The organism is Serratia sp. T13T92 (assembly GCF_047530105.1).
Lineage (GTDB): Bacteria > Pseudomonadota > Gammaproteobacteria > Enterobacterales > Enterobacteriaceae > Chania > Chania fonticola.
On the sequence record NZ_JBLJAK010000107.1, the window covers coordinates 1 to 1,799 of the forward strand.

Consider the following 1,799-nt stretch of genomic DNA (forward strand, 5'->3'; position numbering starts at 1 on the left):
TGTCGCCATTCCTCCCCGTGTGACGGCGGTACCGGAAGAAACCACGGGACCACCGAGTCAGCGGGACCGGCACCTGGTCATGATACAGGAAAAGGGGCGGTTGGCATGGCAGAAGGCCGTGGGATATAAATAATCGGCAACACCCACTTTGGCTGGCCTGTGCCCGTTAATGCGACAGAACCCGCCTGAGTTTGTTTGTCAATCTCCGTGTATTTATGAAGCACTTAATGATTAAAAAATACCCACTCTCTTGCCATAAACACAACCCACTTAAATAATAAGGTTCTAAAATGAAAGTATGTATCATTGGAGCAGGGCCTGCAGGAATAATCAGCGCTATTTCGATCTGTAATACCCTGAAAAACAAAAAACTCGATATTGACATTTACGACCCAGGAACACCATTCAGAGGACGGAGTTTAAATACATACTCTAAAAGTATGTTAATGAATACCAGCATTGGTGTCACTTTCATTAATCCTGATGAACCAGATGGGTTGATGACATTTATAAAAGAAAGGGAAAAAAGAGATGTCAATGCCGGTGAATTTGTCACTCGTGATTCTTTCTCATGTTTTTTAGAACATGAATTCAAAAAAGTAAATCCACATACTGGCCATATAAATTTTATCAATGAGGAAGTTTCCTGTATTTATCCGGATAAAATGAATAACCCCTGCATTATGCATAATAATAAAGAATCAGCTTACGATGCAGTTGTTATTGCTACAGGATTACCTTTCAGGGCGCTACCAGACTTTTTTCCTGCAGATAAAGTGATTTTACCTTATCCATCACAGGGTTTAACTAAAATAAAAAGAGATGCGCTAGTCCTCATTATTGGAAGCCATCTTTCCGCCGTAGATACTCTTGTTCATCTTGCTGAGTCCGACCATTCTGGACGTATAAATATTTATTCTCATGAACATTTACTCCCTTCCGTGAGGAATCATGTAATGAAAGAAAAAAAACAAAAATTCCTTGAAGATTACTTACAAAATACAAAAAATATGCCAAATGACTTTTCAAAAATAGACTACCTTACAGAGAGCTTTAAAAATTACCTTACCATTAATAATATGAATATTTTAGAAACTCTGCCTATTGATCAGGGAACCGAGACGGAAAAACAATTGTCTATCGACATAAAAAACTGTCAGGATAAGACAAATGCGTGGGAAAGTATTTTAATGGATATTATTGACGCGCTTAATGACACTTGGCCATCGTTGCACACTCCGGATAAAATACGGTTTCAAAAAGAAGTATTCCCATGGATTGGACGAATTATTGCTTCCATGCCATTACGTAACGGAAAAATAATAGAAGAACTGTTCCACAAAAAACAAATCCATTTTTTAAATAATTCTGAATTTTCGGCTATAAACCTCAGTGAATACGATGTTATTGTCAACGCAACGGGTCATTTACCAGCAGAAAATGACAAATTATTGTCGCAACTCTCCGCCAATAAAATGATCCGATTTAATGGCTGCGGAGGAATATCAATCAATAAGCTAACGCATCGGGTCAATGACGACATCCCTATTTATGCTACCGGTATGATTGTGCAGGGGGAAGTTTTTACTGCGAACTCTATTTACTCAACAAGCTATGGCTCTCAAAAAATCGCCAACAATATAAGAGACACCCTGAACAAAGCAACTTAAACGCCCCATTCCCAGTTGAAATGCAACAAAGTGACCCACTGGCTAGCCCCGGATAAAATCACCGTACTGGCCCTATTGGAGATCCCTTTGCATGCAGGGAAAACATCTGACTCAGAAAGAGCGGTTCTA

1 protein-coding gene is annotated in these 1,799 nt (G+C 39.2%); it reads left to right on the forward strand.

What is annotated here, in order from left to right; genetic code table 11:
• Positions 1-290 precede the first annotated feature (290 nt).
• Complete coding sequence (locus ACMV5I_RS29380) at positions 291-1,670, forward strand: FAD/NAD(P)-binding protein (RefSeq protein ID WP_414825960.1); 1,380 nt, start codon at positions 291-293, stop codon at positions 1,668-1,670.
• Positions 1,671-1,799: the final 129 nt, after the last annotated feature.

Bases quoted from the DNA above. Each gene is read 5' to 3' on its own strand.
- ACMV5I_RS29380 (WP_414825960.1), top strand. From the start codon at position 291: ATGAAAGTATGTATCATTGGAGCAGGGCCTGCAGGAATAATCAGCGCT.